The organism is Nitrosopumilus sp. b1, assembly GCF_014078545.1.
In the GTDB taxonomy this organism is placed as follows: Archaea; Thermoproteota; Nitrososphaeria; order Nitrososphaerales; family Nitrosopumilaceae; genus PXYB01.
In genome coordinates this window covers 1-904 of sequence record NZ_MU078805.1, presented here as the reverse complement: position 1 = coordinate 904, position 904 = coordinate 1, and the positions used below count along the sequence as shown (strand labels likewise).

1 protein-coding gene is annotated in these 904 nt (G+C 36.5%); it reads right to left on the bottom strand.

Features of this window, described 5'->3' with window-relative positions; all coding sequences use genetic code 11:
• The coding region (speY, locus tag C6988_RS11010) for a deoxyhypusine synthase family protein (RefSeq protein WP_255464494.1) at nucleotides 1-904 on the bottom strand (904 nt) is incomplete at both ends.

Sequence of the window (904 nt, the reverse complement as noted above, 5' to 3'; positions counted from 1 at the left end):
TGGAAATGCAATAGTAGAATCTGCATACACTGTTACCATGTCTTGATGTGCATCTTGTACTTTCCCCCAACTTTTTCCTTCTTGTAATGTGGCACCTGATAATCCACCAGTATCAGGTCTAGCATCTGTAATTTGTATAATGTAATCTTGACCGCCATTACCCCGTCTTAGAATTTGATCAAGTAATGGACCTGTTTGTTGTGCAGTATTTTTTGGAACCCCTCCTCCTAATTCTACAATTCCTGATTTTTTTGCAGCATGAACTATTGCACCTTGTTCAATTATCTCACGCACAAAATCCAAATTGTATGTTTTATCTCGTAATCTATGAACTGCCAAGTTTAATGCAAGTGATGAATCCTTTAGTGTGGATACGTAAACTGGGACGTCGTACTGATATGCAGATGCAACAAAACTTCTTTCAGGAAACCTTGATTTTTTGTAACTAATTTCGCCTATGAGATTACAAAATTCGGCACTGGTAAATGGTTTATCGATTAATTTTTCTTTAAACATTTTTTGGATTACTTGGTCTTCAGCTTCTAGTGTTTCATAGAATTTAATGAAAACATCTCTGATTCTGACAATCTCTTTATCATAAAGCACCATGTCATCGACTTCAAAGTGTCCTTGCTTTACAGGAAATCCCCATGCAAAATGATCTTCATGATACACATTTGCACCCGTTGTAACAATCCAATCTACAAAACCTCTTTCAATTAACGTTTTGAAAATTCCACCAAATCCAACTGGAGTCATAGCTCCTGCAACAGTTAAGCAAATTGTTGCATCCTCATCAATCATTTTTGCAAATAGTTTTGCTGCCTCACCTAATTGCCGCCCATTAAATCCCGTACTGGCATAAATGTCAACTAATTCTTCTATAGTCGTTTTTGGACTAAGT